Source organism: Flagellimonas olearia, from assembly GCF_009184425.1.
Lineage (GTDB): Bacteria > Bacteroidota > Bacteroidia > Flavobacteriales > Flavobacteriaceae > Flagellimonas > Flagellimonas olearia.
Window position 1 is genome coordinate 1,558,106 of sequence record NZ_WELG01000001.1, and the last position, 22,154, is coordinate 1,580,259.

General features: G+C 44.7%; 11 protein-coding genes and 1 tRNA gene. 4 read left to right on the forward strand and 8 right to left on the reverse strand.

What is annotated here, in order from left to right:
• The 6 genes from F8C76_RS06725 to F8C76_RS06750 form a co-directional block, all read right to left on the reverse strand.
• Entirely contained in the window at nt 1-1,488 is a 1,488-nt protein-coding gene (locus tag F8C76_RS06725) for an SGBP N-terminal domain-containing protein (protein WP_152131013.1), read from the reverse strand.
• Nucleotides 1,489-1,491: 3 nt separating this feature from the next.
• Entirely contained in the window at nt 1,492-3,189 is a 1,698-nt protein-coding gene (locus F8C76_RS06730; RefSeq protein ID WP_152131014.1) for a PQQ-binding-like beta-propeller repeat protein, read from the reverse strand.
• 396 nt (nt 3,190-3,585) lie between these two features.
• Nucleotides 3,586-3,873 (reverse strand): DUF5712 family protein, encoded by a 288-nt coding sequence (locus F8C76_RS06735; protein WP_152131015.1) that lies wholly within the window; start codon nt 3,871-3,873, stop codon nt 3,586-3,588.
• Between the two features lie 23 nt (nt 3,874-3,896).
• Entirely contained in the window at nt 3,897-4,286 is a 390-nt protein-coding gene (locus F8C76_RS06740; protein WP_249042369.1) for an Arm DNA-binding domain-containing protein, read from the reverse strand.
• Nucleotides 4,287-4,492: 206 nt separating this feature from the next.
• A tRNA-Pro gene (locus tag F8C76_RS06745) sits at nt 4,493-4,566 on the reverse strand.
• Nucleotides 4,567-4,715: 149 nt separating this feature from the next.
• A complete protein-coding gene (locus F8C76_RS06750) occupies nt 4,716-13,031 on the reverse strand; it encodes a T9SS type B sorting domain-containing protein (protein WP_152131016.1) in 8,316 nt (2,771 codons plus the stop codon).
• A gap of 155 nt (nt 13,032-13,186) precedes the next feature.
• Here F8C76_RS06750 and F8C76_RS06755 point away from each other — a divergent pair, with 155 nt between their 5' ends.
• Nucleotides 13,187-14,311 (forward strand): PQQ-dependent sugar dehydrogenase, encoded by a 1,125-nt coding sequence (locus F8C76_RS06755; protein WP_152131017.1) that lies wholly within the window; start codon nt 13,187-13,189, stop codon nt 14,309-14,311.
• A gap of 9 nt (nt 14,312-14,320) precedes the next feature.
• Here the strand turns inward: F8C76_RS06755 and murQ are convergent, their stop codons facing one another.
• Entirely contained in the window at nt 14,321-15,133 is an 813-nt protein-coding gene (gene murQ, locus F8C76_RS06760; RefSeq protein ID WP_129652853.1) for an N-acetylmuramic acid 6-phosphate etherase, read from the reverse strand.
• Between the two features lie 4 nt (nt 15,134-15,137).
• Entirely contained in the window at nt 15,138-15,887 is a 750-nt protein-coding gene (locus F8C76_RS06765) for a DeoR/GlpR family DNA-binding transcription regulator (RefSeq protein WP_152131018.1), read from the reverse strand.
• A gap of 342 nt (nt 15,888-16,229) precedes the next feature.
• Between F8C76_RS06765 and F8C76_RS06770 the strand changes: the two genes are divergently transcribed.
• The 3 genes from F8C76_RS06770 (at nt 16,230) to F8C76_RS06780 (ending at nt 22,152) form a co-directional block, all read left to right on the forward strand.
• Nucleotides 16,230-19,205, forward strand: coding sequence for a SusC/RagA family TonB-linked outer membrane protein (locus F8C76_RS06770; protein ID WP_152131019.1), 2,976 nt, complete (start codon nt 16,230-16,232; stop codon nt 19,203-19,205).
• A 51-nt stretch (nt 19,206-19,256) separates the two neighbouring features.
• On the forward strand, nt 19,257-20,558 hold the full coding sequence (locus tag F8C76_RS06775) for a RagB/SusD family nutrient uptake outer membrane protein (RefSeq protein ID WP_170283993.1): 1,302 nt from the start codon (nt 19,257-19,259) through the stop codon (nt 20,556-20,558).
• A 91-nt stretch (nt 20,559-20,649) separates the two neighbouring features.
• Nucleotides 20,650-22,152: a glycoside hydrolase family 10-like protein gene (locus F8C76_RS06780; protein ID WP_152131021.1), complete on the forward strand. Its 1,503-nt coding sequence runs from the start codon at nt 20,650-20,652 to the stop codon at nt 22,150-22,152.
• Nucleotides 22,153-22,154: the final 2 nt, after the last annotated feature.

A 22,154-nucleotide genomic window follows, 5' to 3' on the forward strand; every position in this document is an offset into this window, starting at 1 on the left:
TCAATCAAAAACGGCTGTTATCTTACGTCCTCTTCTCCCATCCTCAAGAAACCAAATCTCCGTCTCGGTAGGTTCTTTTCCATAATATGAGGGAAATACCGGAAATCTATCCAAAACGACCCTCATGTTTGTTTTCTCAGGGTTAACTGATATATCGGAACCTCTAGGATCCATCAAATAAATTGACCCATTGGGAGCAGGAATGGCAATGTAAGCAGTCAAATTCTCACCAGTTACCACCATTTCTTCATTGAGATGATATACCTCTTTGTCCACAGTCAGTGGCAATGGTGCATCTTCTTGTTTTATATCCACGGTGACACTAGAAATGGTTTGGACACCATTCACCTCATACAATATTTTGTAATTGGAATAGGTTGGCGTGGCATCGGGAATGACAGTATTTATGTATGAGTTTTCAGTCAGCCCATTCATATAATCAGAATATTGCACAATATCGAGTGGGTAGGTATTCGTTCCATCAAACAAATAAATACTAGACCCTGGTAGCGACAAGTCGATAAAACTTCCAGAAATACTCATTTCCGCCCCTACAAAGAACTTTGGCTGAAAGCTATAGCCGCCAATATTTGTAATACGAGGCATGTTGGCTATGACCTTATATTCCTTCTCCTCCCCATTCTCAGCTGTTACGGTATACACCACTGGGTTAGTGAAATCTTGAATTGAATTCAATTCGGGCGATAGTGAGGCATATTGTGAAATTGAAACCTGAGCTTCCAAATCAGTCAAATCATTTTCCCCAAAATCAAACGTAATGATTCCTAATTCCTCATCAATACTAGCCTCTACCATTGTTGTTCCATCTGTTACGGTGAACGATTCTATATTCCTTTCCTCACTCAATGGTCTGTTATTTACAATAACCCTATAGATTACTGGTGTACCGTCTGAAGCAGTTATGATATAAGGAACTATCCGAGAAAAGTCTTGAGCAATATCGGGAGACGGGTCAATAGAGGCCCCTTCAGAAATTTGGACTGTTGGCTTAAGGTTTGTAAGCTCTGCTCCAGCCACATTAAACTCAATTAACTTTTCTTCCTCATCAATGGTTCCTGCTATTGGCTCACCGTTCATCTCAAGTTCAAATAACAACACTGAGTTTTCTGAGTTCAATTGGGCATTGTTGACAATCACCTCATAGATCCTTTCATTTCCATTCTCCGCAGTCACTGTATAGAAGATTGAAGAGTTAAAATCTTGGGGGATAGAACTAGATGGTGTTAAAGTGGATTTAGCAGATACCGTGACTTTGGGCGCAAGGTTCTCCAAAATGGCATTCTGCATGTTAAACTCAATCGTATTTGAAGTATCATTAACATTCCCTTGAATAAATTCGCCATTAACAGGCAGTTCGAAATTCAAGACATAATTCTCTGAACTTAACGGAATCTCTACCGATTCTTCATCTTTTGAACAACCGATGATTAAAAACAAAATGAGGGTTTTGGTTAAATACTTCTTCATAAATCAATTAAAACCGATAATATTAGGGTATACAATAATGTCTCCATTTCCCTTGACAAATGATGGCGATGTTATAACATAATCCCCAATAGTCATTTGCCAAAGCGTATTACCACTTGTGGCGTCCAAACATAGTAAGGTTCCTTCATTGTGACATACATATAGTTTGTTTTCAAAGACGACTGGTGCAGCGACCACTGAACCGGAAACATCTCTTTTCCATAGTTCATTTCCATTGTTGGCATCTAATGCTATAATTGAACCAACACCATTACCTGTAATTCCCATATAAAGTGTTTCATTCTCCAAAAAGGGTGTTGATACGGTTCCCCAGGTGAGTTCTTTTTCCCATAGTATTGACCCGTTTATGGGATTAATGCCATAGATCGCATACAATCCCATAACAATCAACTGTTGGTTATAGAATGTGAAAGACGAGGGGTTTCTGATAGTAAGAACCCAATTTTCTTCCCCTGTGTCTTTATTCAGAGAATACACATTACCGTCGTCTCCAAAAATAATGGACTGCCCTATAACAATTGGCGTGCGTCTGTAGAATGGAACTGCACCTGAAGGAAAACTTTTCAGATTATATTGCCACTCTATACTTCCGTTAAATTTATTAATGGAGAACAGAATGTCTCTTCTACCGACCAGAGTATACAGATGACTCTCCGTCATCGTGCTAGGGGTGATTGTTGACGATATGTTCGAAACATATGTTTTCCAATTTTCACTCCCATCTTTAGAATTAATTGAATATAGGCTTCCGTATTCCTTAAAATAAATTGTATTGAGATCATTGTCCACTAAAGGGTCCGCATATCCCGAATAGTTATTGGATGTAATACTGTCATATACCTGAACTTCTTTGCCCGTTAAAAGATCTAATCCGATTAATTTCTTATCCCAAGACGATAGCACTTTGTTTTCGTGAAATACTGGTGCATAAAAGTTATCGAGGGATTTACCAACCCAAAGTATATCCTGCAGTTTAGTATCAATCGCATACAACACTCCGGAAAAGTTTTTTACAAACAATAGTTCACTGGTGGGCGTCTCTATATCAACTTCCAGTTTACTTGTACCTCCATTTTTATCCGTGGCGAAAATGATTATTTTCTCAATAGAGTTGTAGCTATAGGGAATTGTTATTTCTGATTCACTTAACTCTCCAACTTTAACTTCGTTTTTGTAAACGATATATGAAATCGCATCCGAATCCTCGGCATCCGTCCAATCAATGGTAAATTCCCTTCCAATAAACTCCACCCCAAGAAATTGCATTTCACCTGGAGGAGAATTATTTAACCCTAAATTGGAATTTACAACCACGGTATAGTACCTTTCCAATCCATTCTCCGCTGTTACAGTATATCTAACAATATTATTGAAGTCTTGGGGCGTTTCAGGGTTTGGTATGATGGTGGCTTTATTGGAGTATTCAATAATTGGAGTTAAGGAAGTTGGCAAATCCCCCTCAAATTCAATCGTTATTTTTCCATTCTCAGAATTGATTTGGGAACTGTAGGTGTTACCATTTATTTGAAGCTGAAACTTACTGATTGAGTTGTCAGAACTTTTGATTTCATCTTTGTTGCATGAAGATATCAGAACTGTAATGGACAGAAAAAAAATAATGCTAAAAAGGTCAGTTAGGCTTTTTAGCAGAAAGGCTTTTCGGTTGATAGAATGCCTCATCGGCTAAGTTTAGTTTAAGAATTTACTTGCAAAATAAATATTAAAAATAAACTTGCAACTAATCTATCGATTAAGCTGTCATTTATTAGTTTAAATACAATATTGAGATTTTTTTATTTTTTAAGTTAATTCTATGAAATTTTCAACCTAATTTATTTCCTTGATGTAGCAATTAAAAAGTGAACGAAACGCAATGGAGTGCTGCCAGCGTCCCAAATTCTTATCCCCAACTTTTGCGCATGGATCCTATCGGGTTTTTGTAGCGTTCCGGTAGATAAGCGTAAAGCAAAAACCCGATAGAGCGCAACCTACTTCTTGGATTTCAGTAGCCCATATCCTCACCCGCTCCCCTTGCCCTATTGATACCCTTTTCAAGAGCCTTGATGATCTTGGCAGTCATTTCGACTTTATTGGTCGATATACTGGGACCCTTGCGCCCATTGTCTTTAAAAGTTTAAAGGCCATGTCCATTTCCCTGGTGGGCAGTCCCATGACCTTGGCAAAGAATTTCCCTGGTTCCTTGGCATGGGCCTTTCTTCCAACATTGGATTCCACGTAGTTCCGTTTGAACCCCTTTGTCCTGTCAAAGGTCTTTTCGGCTGCTTGGTAAAAACTGTCACGATCAAACCCTCTCTTGACCGTCTTTCGATTCAGTTCCACTTCGGATGCCTTGTGGTTTGCCATGGGGGAAAGTGTATAGGTGTCCGTTACGTCCCTTCTGCTCCAATACCCTTGCATAGATTATTCCGGTAGGCAATCAATTGTTTCAATGTTTTTCCGCCCTCGTCTTCCCCAAAAAATCTTGCTTTGATAGATAATGGAGTGATTACTTTTTCTTCTGCCATCATCAATCTATGGGCCTCATGTAGTCCTGTATAAATTTGGTCGAGATACTTGTTCAGTGAAATCACATAACTGGAAAAACCCTTGCCCCTTTTACGGTTATTGTCCCATAAATTGGCTTTTATTTCCCGATTTATGCTAAAATCGGTGCGTTCACCATCGATGGTGATCCTACAATAGACAATTAGGTTCTCGGATTGAACCTTGTGCTTTCTTGTAAAGAAATTGATTGTTAAACGATTGTTTTTCTGCATGTTGCAACGTTTTAAACTGTTAATACTGTGAAAGTCAAAACACAAGCAGAATGCTTCAAGAAGTCATCTAAAATTACAACATAAAGTGTAATAGTCTGTTCCCGATAAGAACACCGTTGATATGATTTTAGATGATATGCCTAAAAACACAAAACACTGAAAATCATATGATTAACAGTGTTTTTATTTTACTTAAATAAGGTAAGTCGGGATGACTGGATTCGAACCAGCGACCACACGCACCCCATGCGTGTACGCTACCAGACTGCGCCACATCCCGAAAACGGATTGCAAAAATATAAATTTTACTGATATTACCTCGCCAATTCCTGAAATTAAAAAAGGAAAAAACAAGCCTTTGGAAATACTGTAAATCCCATAAGTACAATTCACAGGTTTGCTGCACTGAAAACAAGACCATACCAAGACTTATCTGTACAAGGTGAAATGCCCCACAAATCGTTGTTTCTCCCGGTCATTGGCATTGACCACGTACCAATAGTCACCCGTGGGCAAGGGTTTCCCCTCGTAGTTTCCATCCCATTTCTTCACTTGGTCCAAATGGGCCACTACCCTACCGTATCGGTCATAGATAATGACTTCAATGTTGGGAAAAAACTCACGATTGCCCGGGTACCAGTAATCATTCAGGTTATCGCCATCCGGGGTAAAGAAATCCGGCATTTCCGGCATTCCCTCAAAGTCAAACGGCATTACCAAATTGGCCACGCATCCGCGTTCATCACGAACCATAATGTTGACATTGGCATCTACACTGATGTTAAAAGTGTTGGTTTCACCATACGATTCCCCTTGGAAGAAATATTCGTATCCGCCATAACCGCCCGTTGCCATGGCAGTCACCTCATTGGGACCTGTTTTAATTGCCTCCAAGGTTAAAGGTTCATAGGCTTCAACTTCAAACTCCACAAAGGTTACACATCCATTTTGGTGATAAATGAATACAGTATGCTCCCCTGCGGGAAGGTCGCCAAAAGTACGTTGCTCGGTAGCCAGGGAAATATCATCCACATCCAAGGCAAACAGTAATTGGGAAACTTGGGAATTATCTGAAATATTGATACGAACAGTGCTATTCGGGAAAATACCATCACAACCATACTCTACCACAGGTTCGGCTTCTATTTCAATCCCAATGCCTATGTCGGCAACAACGGTGGTTTGACAACCATTGGCATCCCTAACAAAAATCACATAGGTCTCCCCTCCTTGGAGATGGTCGAAAAACAGACTGTCATTCTGGACAAAATCGGCATCATCGGCAGAATTCACGCTGGTAAAATACGGTGCAGTGCCCCCCGTTACGTTCAAGGTCAAGGTACCATCGCCATCCCCCAGACATACTTCCGGGGTGGTAGAGGCCACACTTGCCACCAATTCGGCCGGTTGGGTAATTTCCACCGTTCTGGTAATGGTACAGCCCAAGTCGTCCTGAATGATAATATCGTATGTTCTTGGAGACAAATCGTTGAACGTTTTCCGATTCGGATTGCTGGGGTCATCCCCTTCAAAGAACTCACTCAATGTATCGGAAATGGAGTACCGAATAGCTCCCGTACCACCACTGGCCTCGATGATGATCTGTCCGTTGGCATCGCCGGCGCAGACCACGGGTACCGCTTCAAGATACTCTAATACCAAAGGTGGTTTGGGGTCTATTACTATGGGGTCGGATATGGCCTCACATCCGCCACTTTCTGCATATACATAATAGGTTCCGGGGTTCAACTCCCTAAAGATCCCTGAACTTTGTGCCGGGCGTACCATGGTGGCAGGGGTCACTGGCAAGGTGTTGGAGCTTACCAAAGTATACATATAACTACCAATCCCCCCAAAGGCTTCGGAACGGATAATTCCGGTTGCCTCTCCTGCACAATTGATGGTAGCGTTGGTCAAATCCAGTGCAATCACCAAAGGTGCAGCGGGGTCCAAGGAAATTTGGTTGGATTTTTCAAACGGACATCCGTTTGAATTCTGCACATCGTATTGGAATGGACCTGGGTCCACCGTAATGTCCTCGGCAATTACAACGCTGGTCATACCGGCACCAAAGGCCACAAATGGGTCCGATGTACCTGCCCTGCGGTAGAAATATTCCACTCCGGGTTCTGGATTGGTCACGGTGAGTTCCATTCTACCCAAATCCCCACATCCAGGTGGTTGCAGCTCCACAAGCTCGGCGACTATGATTTCTGGGTCATCAATGGTAATAAGATCTGTGGTGAAACTACAGTTCCATCCATCAAAAATGGTAATTCTGTAGTCCCCGGCCGAAAGGTTGGCAAACGTTGGTGTGGTCTGCAACCCACTATTGGTTCCATCCGTAATCCTATTCAACTGATAGAGGTAATTTCCGGGGCCTTGTCCCCCAGACACCAAATCAGCTTGTATTATGGCATTGTTGTCATTGTTACAGGCCAGCCCCTGCACGATTTCTATGTTTGCGGTAATTCCAACTGGTGGTGGCAAAAAGATGTCCCGACCAGCCTCACAACCTCTTACATCCTTAACGTTTACGGTATAGGTGTCGGTGGATAGATTTTCAAAAACAGGGTTGGTGTTGGGATAATCCACCAAAACAGTCCCATCTGACGCTACCAATTGATATTGGTACGTACCCCAACCGCCATCCCCGGTCGCCGTAATCTCACCCAAACCGGGAACATTACAGGTTACTGGTGAAGTTTCTATAGCATCAACAGTAAGTGCCCTGTCCGGGGAACGCACCGTGGTTACATTGCTGATCACATCACAGAACGGGGAATCCAGAGCCTCAATATGTACCACCAAGTTTCCAGCAGGTACATTCGGAATCAACTCTGGTGAGTTGATGGGTGCATTGGTATCAAAACTACCGGTAACCCCTGTAGAAGTCTCTACTCCAGAGTTATCCCTCGTGAACACCTCGTAATTGTACTGTCCGCTATAGTTGTTGATTTCCAAGCTGATGACCCCATCACTTCCATTAAAACACATCACTGGTTGCACTTCGGCAATCACCGCCTCAATGGTATTATATTCCGGCATGTTGACCGTGGCCGTTAGATAGGCACATCCGCCACTACCCACATCGGTCACAGCAAAAATGTAGTCCCCAGGAGTAGCAATATCCCAGGTTACCCGGTCTGAACCTCCTGAACTTCTTGCAGGTTCAGAACCCAAAGGAAGAATTTCCACTTCATAATTTCCAGGCCCCTCATTGATGATAATATCAATGGTGCCCGGATTGACCCCTGTGCCCGAAGCGTCACAGGTAATCTGATTTATATTGTAGCTAAACGTGATGTCCGTGGGGCTGTTGATGGTAACCGATGATGTGTCCTCACAGCCATTCTGGTCCCTAACGGTGAGGGTTATGGTCTGGTTGGTACCATTGTCAATCACCTCAAAAGTGTTACCCGTCTGAAAATTGGTGCCATCAAACTGGGGCGTACCATCATTCATGCTATACGTATATGGTCCGGTTCCCGTACTGGTCCCAGTGCCATCGCCATTGGTATCCGTAAAGATCGTGATTGTGGCCGTACTGAACTGGTTGCTCGATGGATTACAGCTGAACTCGGTATGGATGGCATTGGACTGCAGCAAAGAGGGCTCATCAATGATGATGTTGCCCGATCTATCGGTACAACCTCTATCCGACACCACCTCAACCTGGTAGGTGTTGGGTTGAAGATCATCAAAAACCGGTGAACCTTGAGGTCCTGCAATCACGGTTGATCCCGACCCTAAATACAGCACGTAGTTTAAAGGAGTGTCCGTATCACTTCCCGGTTGCAACTCCACCGAAATGGTACCATTATCGGCTCCATTACAGGTAACATCACTGCTTGGCGTGGCCGTGATCACCGGAGAGTTTACGGTACTCACATTGACTATGGCTTCATCGGAACAAAGAGGAGTGGTATTGGAGCTCAAATCGGTCACCAAAATATTGTAATCTCCGGGCAAAACACTGTTGAACACATTGGTATATTGTGGCGAACCGATATTGGCCAAAGTTCCCGCGTCCCGCAATTGATACTCAAAATTACCACTACCACCCGTAGTGTTCACGGTAATGACCCCATCCCCGGCATTACAGGTGGGAAATGAAGTGGCATCGGCGGAGATGGCAAAGAAATCGAACACCTCTGCCGTAACCGTGTTGGTACAGCCATTGCCGTCCCGCACGGTAATCAAATAGGTTCCGGGGTTGGGCACGGTAAAAGTGGTTCCTGTCTGGAATCCACTTCCTATGTCATATTGAAATGTATTCTCAGGTTCAGGTCCAGAAGTCAACGGGGACACCATATGAATCTGATAGCCACTAGTGGCTGTACATTGGTTCACCACGTCTATGACTGGAGTAGGTACCCCAGCTTCTTGGGTAACCGTTAATGTGGTAAATGCGGTACATCCACTGGCATCCTGCACATAAAAATCGTAATCCGAAGGATAAGGTCCCGCTATCTCAAAAGTAGTTTCCGGGGAAAAAACGGTAGGTTCAGCCGCTCCCGTGGGCACATAGGCATAATTGAACGGCCCGGTACCACCAAAACCGCGAACCGTGACCAAAGCACCGGCATTACAGGTCGCCTCCACAAAGTTATCGATGGCAATGGAAGGGGAACTAAAGCCAATAAAGACCAAGGTACTTCCACTACATCCTGTATCGGTATCGTTGACGATAATCTGATAGTTACCAGGTGTCAGTCCTGTAAACGTATCCGTAAAAGGGAGTGATTCATTGGTAAAGGAGGTTGGTCCTGACAGTGTAGCTCCCGTATCTGTATTTTGTAGGGCAACCGTAAAGTTCGCAGGATTGTTTGGCAATCCCGAAACCTCATAGGTAATGGTTCCGCTTCCCGATACATCGCAAGAGGCCGAAGTGGTCGTTGCCGTGACCGTAACAGTACTTGGTGCGGTAATAGGTTCTATTTCCTCTATATAAATACATCCCAAGGCATCCATCACTTCCACAAAATAGGTAACCCCAAAAGTTACTTCTGCTGAGAAATCGTGAATATCCACCCCATTGACATTGGCCGGCACAAAGGCACCTCCGCCCACAAGTCTAAATTGGTATGGTGCCGTACCTCCAACCGCCTGTACCCTGTATGAAAGAAAAGGGTCGGTACAGTTTAGTGGAGCAGCGTCCAAAGGAATCAAATCCAAGCTGTTTTGGTCAAGGACCACCTCATCACGGTCCTCACAACCCTGTGCATCCGTGGTAACGATGGTGTAATTTCCAGCAGGAAGGTTGGGGAAATTTACGGTGGTACTTGCCGTACTCATGGAAGAGGCCACCAAATTCCCGGCCACATCCAATAGGACATAATCAAACGGAGCAACTCCATTGTTGATCGTTGTGGAAATGGACCCGTTCACGGACCCTGATGAACACACCGGGTCTGTAGGGGTCACTGTGGCATCCAAAGGAGAACTGGCCCCAATGGTGACATCATAGGCTGGGCTTACACAGCCCCTACTGTCTCTAATGACAAATCCGCCATGGGTTCCCGGGCCATATCCCGAGAAGATATTCTGTGTACTAAAAGTAGCCCCATTATCATTACTGAACTCATATGGGGGAATCCCTTGGCTCGTATCCGGAATGAGCTCCACAATGCCACTGGTATTGTCACCACATTGGGTATCCGTACCCACTACCGAACCTGAGATGGTCTCTGGCGGAGAGATGGTCACTATATTGGTTTCGTTGGTACAGCCCTGGGCATCCGTAATCAAAAACTGGAATGTGGTATCCGAAATGATAGATCCATCATTGGGAATACTGTACACAAATGAGTTTCCTGTGATGTTGTTATTGTCCGAAGTATACGGGGCTCCATTGATACTTACTTCATAAATATCATAGTTTCCTGCCGAAGTATATCCATTGCTGATGTTCACCTGAATTTGGGCAGGTGGCCCGGCACAATCCAACTCCTGAATGGTGGTGGCATTGGCGATTACCTGGGGCTCAATGGTCGCTGTGACCGTATCCCGACAATCGTTGCTGTCCATAACCTCGATGGTGTAGGTGCCCGGGGTAAGCCCAGAAAAACTATTGCTTCCGACCCATGCCCCTCCATTGATTCGATATTGATAGGGAGCAACGCCCAAGGTGGCATTCACCACCAAAGTGGCCGCGGTAAAATTATCATAACAAAAATCTGAAGCTACTGTATCCAAAGTCAAGGTAGGTGCTTCCAATTGGGTCAAGGTAAAGCTATCCGTTACCGTACAGCCATTGGCATCGGTTACGCTTACCTGATAGGTCCCATCTTGGGAAAGATTGGAGAAAGTACTTCCATTTTTTGGGCCTCTAGTGGACCCATTCGGCTGGGTAAGGGTATAGCGGTTACCGCCCCATCCCCCAATGGTATTGATTCGCACAGCTCCGATGTTTCCATTTTGACAGCTCATATCGGTAACATCCAAACTCGATATGGCAAAGGCTGTTGAAGGTTCCTCTATAACCAAAGTGGCGGTGTCGGTACAGTTGGTCTCTTCATCGGTCACGGAAATCACATAACTACCCGCCGCCAATCCTGTGACCGGTATAATACTTCCATTCTGACCGGTAAAAACGGTTCCCCCATCAATACTATAACTGTAGGTGGTATTGAACCCATCTACCAAGAACCGACCTTCCCCATCGGAATCCCCAACACAGGTGACCACTTTGGTCTGTTGGGCGGTTACTCCAATGGAACTGATATCGGTAATGGCATAGTTCTCGTCATAGGAACACCCTTCATTATCGGTCACCCTAAAGGTGTAGGTACCCAATCCTAGTCCGGTAAAGGTGTCATTGTTCCCATTATTGACCACACTCGCAGCCGGGGCAATAATCTCATATGTATACGGTCCAGTTCCCCCGGTAACCGTAAGTTGTAGGGAAGCCGTAGTGGTGATACAATCCAAACTGGAAATGGCAAAATCCAGATTGGTGGGTTTGTCCAAAGCATTGAAAACAATATCCGGCAGTGTTTGAACGCATCCATTGGCATCCCGTACCAATGGGGTATAGGTTCCCACTCCCAAATTAGGAAAGACGGTGTTTGTACTGAATCCGGCCCCTACGCTGTATTCATAAGGTGCTGTTCCTCCAGAAACCCCGGAAATGGTAATTTGTCCCCCATTTTCATTGGAGCAGGTAGGAACCGTGTTTGGTGTAGCCGTTGCCACAATGGTCGAAGGCGTTCCAATGGTAGCCACTTGTGGTGTTGTGGTACAGGTAAAGGAGTCCTGTTCGTATCGCAAAACCACATCGTAGTTGCCTGGGGCCAAATTGGAGAATACGTTACTTATTTGAAAGGTAGCCCCATTATTGATGCTATATTCAATTTCATATCCAAATCCATTGGTGACATTGATGGTAACCCTACCATCATTGGCACCACCACAATTGGCATCTTCCTCGGTGATGTTAAAAATTGGCGGTGGAATATCCGGAACATCTACAGAGGCGCTCCGCTGGCATCCATTGGCATCTTCCACCAAAACATTGTAAGTGCCCGGTGTAGACACTGAAAAACTGGTGGAACCGGCATAGGTGGAGCCAAAAGGGGCCCCATCCACACTGAAACGGTAAGGAGCGGTTCCTCCTGAAGTGGTCAGGTTTACATTTACCGAAGTAGCCCCACACCCAAAACTATCGGAGGCCGTGGCAGATACTGCCAAGGGACTTATTCCATTTCCTATGGTGATGGCATCTCCGTTGATATCTGTTGTGATGGTCTCAGAACAATTATTCGTCTCTACCCGGATGCTATAGGTGCCTGGACTGACATTGGCAAACGTATAGGTATCGGCTCCGTTGGGTCCAAAGGTATCCACGGTAACCCCGTTCTTCACCAATCGGTAGGTATAAAACCCCGGAACACCGGATACTTGTACATCTATACTTCCCAACTCCCCACTACAAAGAATGTCATTGGCGGTCACATCCACTGTAATGTCCAAATCGTTGACTGTAACACTGTTTGATGGAAAAACACAGGCACTGGCCGAAACATTTTTCAAACGTACATATACCCTGTAACTTCCTGATGCGGTAATATCGAAGAAGGGTGCATCTTGGTAAGGCCCTGCCGGACTGTTCAAACTGTATTCATATCCCGCAGGAACATTGGTCACCTCTACCCTACCCGGATTGCCACATACAATATCCTCCTTGATCAATTGTGGGTCCAATGGGTTTAAGGTCGATTTAAAATAATAGTATTGACCAGAGCCCACCCGTACCCTGAACTCTCCTGCCGTGGAAAGATCATAGGTAGGGTCTATTCCCACCGTATTCCAAGTACAGGCCCCATTTATGGTGGGACAATCATCCACCACCGTTGGCGCACAGGTATTGGGGTCCAATTTTTGCCATTGATAACTTGCACCTGACTGACTGAGCGTTAGGGTCCTAACGTCACTGGTTCCGCACAGGAAAAATTTGGCAAGAGTGCTTCCATCGTTGGGACAGACCACTTCTTGATTGGCCCCTTGGATAATGGTAGCGAACATACTTGCACTGGCAAAGGAATGGGACATATCCAGCTTGGACTCAGAGGCATCAACAGTATGCACTGAAGTCCCTTCTTCCATCTTGGATTCAGAAACCTTGGATACAATATGGGTGAGCATCTTTTTGACTTCCGTCTTGGCTAATACCGTGGAACAAAAAATGGATATGGATACCACCAACACGGCATATAGCAGATGCCTTGTCTTTTGAGGGAGCATAGGTTAAGTCTTGTTAGGACAGAATATTCAGATTTGGGACCTTAATATTCTAAATCGTAGTTATCTATACTTATAAAATTCTCTTTATCTTTTCAGCAATCAACTACTAAAAAGTAGTCGTTCATCTATAAAATCTATTATTTCAACGTAAAACTATGAAAAAAAGTGTGGTGTTTCTGTATTTTTTCGTTGTACTGCTCGGTACATCTTGCGCCCAAGTCCCCGATAAGGGCATTCATTTTCCAAAAACCATTGATTTTACTGTGGAACCCGTGATTACCGGTATTCAAAACCCATGGGGTATGGCTTTTCTTCCCAATACAGGTATTTTGGTGACCGAAAAATCAGGGGAACTGATTCTTCACAACAATGGAAAAACAACGAAAATCGGGAATATCCCAAAAGATATCTATGCGCGTGGACAGGGCGGTTTGATGGATATAGAACTACATCCCAATTACAAAGAAAATGGGTGGATCTACTTCTCATATGCTTCCAGTGCAGGGGACCAAAAAGGAGGGAATACGGCCATTTTCAGGGCTAAACTTTCCAAAAACAAACTTGCACAGACCCAGCTTCTTTACAAAGCCGAGCCCAACTCCACCAAAGGACACCACTTTGGTTCCCGCTTGGAGTTTGATACAGATGGGTATTTGTATTTTTCCATTGGAGACCGTGGGGACAGGGACATAAACCCCCAAGATATCACCAGGGATTGTGGCAAGATATACCGAATACATGACGATGGGCGTATCCCCAAAGACAATCCGTTTGTTGGAAAAACCGGCGCAAAAACTGCTATTTACAGCTATGGACATCGAAATCCCCAAGGATTGACCCTTCATCCCGAAACGGGAGAATTGTGGGAGCACGAGCATGGTCCAAGGGGTGGGGACGAAATCAATATCATCCAAAAAGGGAAAAACTACGGATGGCCCGTCATTACATTCGGCATCAACTATAGCGGCACAAAGATTACGGATGAAACCTCGAGACCCGGCATGCAACAACCTATATACCAATGGACCCCTTCCATTGGTCCGTCCGGAATGACCTTCGTTTCTTCCAGCAAATACCCCAAATGGAAGGGGAATCTATTGGCAGGTTCCCTATCCTTCCAATATTTGGAACGCTTGGTCATTGAAAATGGCAAGGTCACCTACCGTGAAAAATTATTGGACGGCCTGGGAAGAATCCGAAACGTAAGGCAGGCTCCAGACGGATTCATTTATGTGGGCATAGAAGGCAAGGGGGTCTATAAATTGGTCCCCAAGTCTTGATAGGCAGACTTATTTTAATGCGTCAATCGCAGCCTTAACGGAACCGTATTGCTTTAAGGCCTTTTGAGCCTCCTCATATTCCAGTCCCAGTTCTTCCATGACATAACGGGTACCACGGTCTACCAATTTGATGTTGCTCAACTGCATGTTCACCATTTTGTTTCCCTTAACCCGTCCCACACGGATCATAACCGCTGTGGAAATCATATTGAGCACCAATTTTTGACTGGTCCCACTCTTCATACGGGTACTTCCAGTCAAGAATTCCGGTCCTACATTGATTTCAATGGCAATATCGCTTTCGGTTGCCAAAGGTGATCCAGGATTATTGGTGATGCCCGCAGTAAGGATACCATGCTTCTTGGCATCGGCAATACCTCCCAAAACATAAGGTGTGGTTCCGGATGCAGCAATACCTACAAGGACATCATTTTCATTGATGTTGTGTTCCATCAAATCTTTCCAGGCCTGCTCCCTGTCATCTTCGGCCAACTCTACCGATTTGCGGATGGCAACGTCCCCACCAGCCATCAACCCAACTACCCTGGTATGGGGCATTCCAAAGGTTGGGGGAATTTCTGAGGCATCCAGAATACCCAAGCGCCCGCTGGTACCGGCTCCGATATAGAACAAGCGCCCTCCCTTTTTGAAACGGGGGGCAATCTCATCCACCAGTTGTGCTACTTTGGGCAATACCGCTTCCACGGCATGGGCCACTTTTTTGTCTTCATTGTTGATGTTGGTCACAATATCCAAGGCATCCATTTGGTCCAATTGGTCATAAAGTGACGGTTGTTCAGTGATTTTGATGTGTTTTTCCACTTGGTTACAGTAATTGTATGTTCATATTCTTAAATGCATTGAGTTTAACATCCCATGGCTCCAGTTCGGTAATCAATACGTCTATCTCTTCAACGTCACATATCTTAAAACGTTGCAGCGAACCGATCTTTTCGGATATACATGGGGATACCACTTTTCGGGAACTATGGATCATAGCCTTTTTCATTTGCACAATTTCCCAATCGAACTCCGTGAGTCCCTCAACCGGGTGCAAGGAATTGGTCCCCAAAAAACAGATGTCCACCTTGATTTCAGAAAGCATATTGATGGCACTGCCCCCAATGGCAATCTGGGAGTCTTTGGACATTCGCCCCCCTATAAAAATAACTTCAATATTGCTCTTGGTCAACAATTGCACGGCAATGGGCAAACTGGGTGTAAAACAGGTCAGTTTAAATTTCGAGGGCAAACGCTTGGCCAACTCCAAATTAGTGGTTCCACCACTCAATAAAATTACCTGGCCCTCCTTGATCAAGGAAAGACATTTTTCCGCAATCCGGGATTTCTCCTCCAGCGAGTAAATGGTTTTTCCAATAGGATTATAATTGTTGAAGCCCAATGAAATGGCTCCACCATGCACCTTTTTCAGCAACTTGGAATTATGTAGCTCCTTAATGTCCCTTCGCACCGTATCTACCGAAACATCCAACAAATTGGCAATATCGGTCAACAATACCCTATTGTGGATGCCCACTTCATTGAGAATAAATCGATGCCGCTCTTCTTTTAGCATATGGAGGGTAAAGTTAAATAAATCCTAAAAAGATTGCTTATTACAGCAATATATTGCAAAAATAAGCAGATATTCGGATAATATCGATTAAAATTGCTTTTACTTGCAATCTTTTGCTGTTTTTACATATATTTGGAAGTAGAATTTCGATTTTTTGCAAGAGTGCTAAAGACTTTTATTTATTCATTATTCCTAAAAAAGAATTCTTAATGATTAAAATCAATGAAGTCCTTGGGATTTTGGCAAACCATCAAATTCGCCACGGAAAATATAGCTCCACCCAAAGCCATTGACCGTGAACTAGCTAAATACTATTAACTCTTAATTAAACTACTCAGATTTATGGGAAAACTTCATGATTACTTAGGAAAAATGAGGTTCCGATTGGCTTTACTGGCCCTTTTGGCAACAACGTTGAGCGCGTTTGGCCAAAGTCAGTATACCTTGACGGGGACCGTAACTGAAAGCGGCACTGGACTTCCAGTGGTAGGCGCATCAGTATTTATTGAAAACACATCGTTCGGTACCGTTACCGATTTTGATGGAAACTACAGCTTTACAGCTTCATTGGAATCCGGATCACACAGCCTATCCTTCAGTTCGTTGGGCTTTTCATCCCAAAAGATAGCCATTGATGCCGGTGGCAACCTTACCATTACCACAGATGCTGTCCTTGCAGAGGATTTATTGAGCTTGGATGAGGTGGTCGTAACCGGTACTGGTGCCGGAGCCAACAAAAGAGCCTTGGGGAACGCCATTTCTTCCGTAAAATCAGAAGACTTGGTGGACAATGGGGCCACGCAAATCGACCAGGCCATTGCCGGTAAGATCACAGGAGCCTTGGTACAGCAGAACTCTGGTGACCCTGCAGGGGGTATCAGCATCCGTTTACGGGGACCCAGTACCATTTCCGGTAATTCGGACCCCCTTTATATTGTGGATGGTATCATCATAAGCAACTCCAGTAATGAGCTCGTAGATTTAGGGGGGAATACCCAGAACCGTTTGGCGGATATCAACCCTAACGATATAGAGAAAATCGAGATTATCAAAGGTGCCGCTGCTGCTGCCATTTATGGTTCTAGGGCGAGTAACGGGGTAGTTCAGATCTTTACCAAACAAGGAAGAAGTGGGGAACCCAAGTTTTCTTTCATGACCAATACGCGTATCAACGAGCTACGCAAGGAAATCGATTACAATACCGTGCCTTTGGCGTGGACCGCTCCAACCGACCGTTCCGACCTGAACACGGTTGCTGCAGACCGATATAATCTTCAAGATGAAATCTTTGAGTCTGGCTTTGGTGTGGAAAACTACCTTTCCATGACCGGAGGAACCGAAAAAACTTCCTATTACCTTTCCGCTTCCCATTTGAGCAACGATGGGATTGTGAAAAACACCAACTTCAAACGATATGGGTTCAAGGCCAACCTTACCCAACAAGCCTTTGATTGGTTAAAGGTCACCGGTGGTTTCAATTATGTGCGAAGTGTAAGTAAGGATGTGCCCAATGGAGGGATCAACAATGCCTATGGCGCCATCACCGGATTTGTTTTCAGTGATAACTCGGTAAACCCGGCTCCGGATGAATCCGGCGTGTATCCGGTAACCTCTCTATTGGTTCCCAGGACCAACCCTGCTGAGGCCGTTGCCCGATTCGATTTTGGTCAGAAGACCAATCGTTTCATCACCAGCGTTGCCTTGGATGCCAACTTTACGGATAATCTGAGCGCCAAGTACACCTTGGGTATGGATTATTACAACCAATCCGCCACAGCCTACATCCCCATCAACAATACATCACCTAATGCCGATGGATATGCAAGACGGTCGGATTTGAACAGCTTTCAATACAACTCGGATTTGAACCTTACCTATAAAGCCGATATTACCGATGCCATCGCATCCACTTCAACCGTTGGGGGATCATGGCAATATGAAGAGCGTGACAGGGTAGGCATCAATGCCACAGGTCTTCCTCCTGTTGTGGAGACCGCTACTGGAGGTAGTATTTTGGAGCAAGGCGAAACACGTTCCCAAATATCCTATTGGGGTGCCTTTTTCCAACAATCCTTCTCGTTCAATGACAAAATTTACGTCAACGGAGCCGTTCGTATGGATGGCGCATCAACATTCGGTGAAGACGAAAGAAACCAGTTGTACTTCAAAGCCAGTGGTTCTTATGTGGTTTCCGATGAAGACTTTTGGAAAAGTACCTTCGGTGGAGCCTTCAACCTGTTCAAGCTAAGAGCTTCTTGGGGACAGGCTGGCAACTTGACCGCTTTGGGCGCCTTTGATAGATTTTCAGTCTACAATCCCGATGCCTTGACGGGTTCGGTGAGTTTGATTCCTTCCACTGCCCAAGGTAACGAAGACCTTAAACCAGAACGTCAAGATGAGATTGAAATTGGTTTTGATGCTGGATTGTTGAACAGCCGATTGGGTATTGAGTTCTCCTATTACAAACAAAAAGTGACCGATCTATTGCTTCCAAGAGTTTTGGCTCCTTCCAGTGGATTCGGTTCTCGTTTTGAAAATGTGGGGAATTTGGAAAATACCGGTGTTGAGATCCTATTGCGTGGAGCTCCTATAAAAACCCAAGACTTTAGCTGGGACGTTACCGCCACCTTCTCCAAGAACAAGAACGAGGTGACCAACGTTGCCGGAGGTGGAAGATTGGCCTTGGCTGGAAGTTTCTCAACCAACTATGTTATTGAAGGAGAACCCTTGGGTGTGTTCTACAGACAGTTTTACGCCAGAAACGAAGATGGTTCCATTGCATTGGATGCCGATGGGTATCCTTACAGAGGTACTACCGAGGATGGTGAATCCTCAAAAGTATTGGGCGATCCCAACCCAGATTGGTTTGGTTCTTTCATCAACGAATTCTCTTATAAGAACTTTGGACTTCGCGTACAGTTCGATGCCGTTCAGGGATACGATGTCTTCAACTGGAACCGCAGATTGCTGGACAACGTAATCTTTGGTGGTGGTGCCCAAGTAGGGCAAGAACTATTGGGCAATTTGCCTAAAGGATATGGAAGTGCACAGGCCAACATCTTTGAAGAATTTGTAGAGGATGGTTCTTTTGTAAAACTACGGGAAGTGGCCTTGAGCTATGACTTTAAGCCCAAATGGGAGTGCATAGACAACGTGAAAATAAGTTTGGTGGGAAGAAACCTGATTTCTTGGGACGATTACTCCGGATGGGATCCAGAAGTAAGTGCCGCCGGACAGAGCAACGGAGTACGTGGATTTGATTTTGCCACCGTGCCTATTCCAAGAACCTATCAACTAGGCTTTAACGTTAGTTTCTAATCCAATAAAAAATTGATGATGAAAATATATAGATATACAAAACTAAAACTGATGTTATTGCTTGCCTCCGTGGTGGCGATCACATCATGTGAAACCGATTTTGACAATCCGAATGCCGCAACGGATGACCAAGTATTCTCCTCAAGGGAGGGTATCTTGGCTGCGACCATAGGGATGCAACAACTCTATTCCACGACCGGTTTGCGATGGATCGTAGAAACCCCAGCGATTACCGCTAGGGAGGGAGGTATTACCACCACTTTCCAAAACATGATCGAGCTGGAAGACGGAGGGGACATTCCCAATTCCAACTCCAATGTGGTCGGACTTTGGTCCACCATGCTTCGTGTGGTCGGTATTGCAGAGGATATAGCTGAAAATGCAGCAAACGTGGATATTGATGCAGGAACCCAAAGTGGATTGATTGCCTATGCCAAACTCTACCAAGCTATGAGTATTGGTGCTATGGCACAAAATTATGAGCAGGTGATCGTGGCCACTTCAGAGGACAACCCACCTTTCGTTTCAAGGACCGAAGGTTTCAATACTGCCATTACCCTATTGACCGAGGCCAAAGCAGCCATTGCCGCCAATCCCATATCCGGAGAGTTTCAATCCGAAATCTTGAGAGGGGATATCGATTTGGCCAATACCATTGATGCCATGCTGGCAAGGTTCAACCTTTATGCGGGCAATTATGAAGCTGCCATCAGTGCCGCTTCCGCTGTGGATCAAACCTCTGCCTCTGTATTCACGTACGATTCACAAAACCTGAATCCCATCTGGAGTAGGGTGTATCAGAACAGCGCTCCTAACTTTAAGCCTAGGGACAATTTTGGTTTGCCAGATTCGTTTACGTTCGATGCCAATGATGGTCGGTTTGATTTCTATCTTATCCCATTGGACACGATAAACCAAAACCAATTGCCCATTGAGGACTTGGCTGGTTTCTTTGATGGAGATACTGAATCCATTCCGGTTTATCTTCCCGATGAGATGAACTTGATCATTGCCGAGGCAAATCTAAGAAAGAGCACACCCGATACCGGCGCAGCCATTACCGCATTGAACGAGGTCTTGACCGACACCGATGACGTGTTTGGCGTAAATGCCGACGTTGCCGCTTATGCGGGGGACACCACTGTGGACGCCCTTTTGGACGAAGTTTATAAAAACAGACGTGCAGAATTGTTCTTGACTGGTTCTAGCTTGGAGGATAGCAGAAGGTTCGGAAGACCCCAACCCTCTCCAACGGTACAGAACTTTGACGAGGAACGCAACAGGAATTTTTATCCTTATCCGAATACGGAAAGGGACAACAATACCAATACACCGGCCGACCCGTCAATTTAATCAAAGTAAATTATTTGAGTTGTTAGTTGTTTTAATTTAATCCAAGTGAAAAGGCCTACATTTAGTGCATCGTAGGCCTTTTTTTATTCTTATGAAGCGTATATTATACATACTTCCCGTTATTTTTTGTTTATCCTGTGCCGTGACCAAAGCTCCAAGAGAAGAGTTTAGGGGAGTTTGGATCGCCACTGTGGCCAATATTGATTGGCCCAAGAATCCCAAGGACCCTATTGAGAAAAAGAAAAAGGATTTCATTGAAATACTGGATTTTTACCAAGACTTGAACTTCAACGCCGCCATTGTCCAGGTCCGTACCGCAGGGGATGCCCTGTACGATTCGGATTTTGCACCATGGTCCGAGCACTTGACCGGAAAAGAAGGTGAAGCCCCCGAAGGATTTTCCAATCCTTTGCAATGGATGATATCGGAAACCCATAAAAGGGGCATGGAGTTCCATGCATGGCTCAACCCTTATAGAACCACAATTGATTTGGACACTTCCTCCCTTTCCAAACAACATGACTTCCATCAGCACCCGGACTGGATGGTAAAATATGGGAAAAAGTACTACTACAACCCAGGGTTACCCGAAGTTCGACAGAAATTCAGTAAAATCATTGAAGAATTGGTCACTGGATATGAAGTGGATGCCATCCATTTCGATGATTATTTCTATCCCTACAAGGTCAAAGGAGAAGTTTTTAAAGATTCCATCACTTTTGCTACCTATGGCCTTCCCAATCAAAATATAGAGGATTGGCGCCGTAGTAATGTGGATTCCTTGGTGAAAGATGTACACCACACCATTAAAAAGAACAAGCCATGGGTACAATTTGGAATCAGTCCCTTTGGTGTATGGAAAAACAAGAGTACAGACCCCAAAGGTTCCGATACCCAAGCAGGACAGACTACCTATGAGGATTTGTATGCCGACCCCCTACTCTGGGTGGAAAAAGGTTGGCTGGATTATCTGGCTCCCCAAGTGTACTGGAGCATGGATTACCCAGTTGCCTCCCATAAAAAAATCACTACGTGGTGGGCCAACACCACTCCCAATACCCACCTTTATATTGGAAACGGCACGTACAAAATAAAGAACAACCCGGACAAAGCATGGAAACGAAACAACGAAATCCCCAAGCAATTGGCCTTTGGCAGACAACAGAGCAATATCAACGGAAACATCTTTTTCAGCGCAAAATCCCTAATTGGACAACATGAAAAGGTCACCCAAAAACTTCAGGAAAAATTTTATAAGCTTCCGGCGCAAAATCCCGGTCCGCTGAACCACATCAAAAGGACAGTTGCGATTCCCGTGGTTGAATCTGTACAAAAACATGGCAATCAACTAAAAGTTTGTGTTTCGCACGATGATTCCATTCCAAGATTTATCCTTCTCTACGAACTGAATTCAAAGACCCAGGAGCCAAAAACACTTATTGGAACAGCGTATCTTTCCGAGAGTCAGGATTTGGGTTGTGTTCAAATTGGGTTGGAAAGTAAGAACATCAAAAAGAACATAGGCTTGGTGATTCGTGATGCTTATGGCAATGAAAGCCAGACCCAACCCTTGGAACAAAATCCAGTGGATTAGAA